The 628-nt window shown below is 41.9% G+C and carries 1 protein-coding gene; it reads right to left on the bottom strand.

Translation table 11 applies throughout. The features are described 5' to 3' along the window. On the bottom strand, window positions 1-628 hold a 628-nt coding region (locus R7040_RS27590), incomplete at both ends, for an ImcF-related family protein (protein ID WP_318097762.1).

Here is a 628-nt window from a genome sequence, read left to right as displayed (position 1 = left end):
TATCGAGTTTGTCTGCCGTATTAGAAAACTTCACTTTTGCAACCTTTCCTGCGACTTCCGTTGCTGCCTTTTGATTTTCCGATAACGTTACTTTCGATAACCCCACTTCCTTTTGTATTGCACGCAGAAGTGATTCAATTGGTCTTTCTACACCGGATAGAACTCTTGATTGCTCTGTTGCTAAAGCCAAACTTGGAGCTTGTTTAAGCTGAATATCCTCTATCAGAGTTTTCCACTCATTGACATAATCTTGATAATAGCGGGCTTGGACCCCCTGAATAGCACTATCATGATCAATTTCATGAGCTTTAAGATCATCCCCATACACCCAGTTTTCTTCCATCAATCCTTTGACGGTGCGATTAATCTGAATTTGGAAAATGCTGTGAAAACCGTTGTAGGTATAAAAACCGGAAATACCTTGCGATAGAGGTTTTCCACTTGCTCGCTCAAATTGTTCTAAACCTTTAGGTCCTAACACGTCTGTTAAACGGAAAGACGGAACGTGGCTTTTAGCAAACTGCATCTTCATACGCTGATATGCACGCTCTGGAAGTGACATTTGCGTTAGAACTTCTCGTGCTGCACTAATAGCAGTCGCATCCATTGAGAAGCCTTTCTCGTCGTT

The organism is Vibrio sp. 1069 (assembly GCF_033340555.1).
Note: the sequence above shows the minus strand (reverse complement) of the source record. Positions and strands in the feature narration are given on the sequence as shown.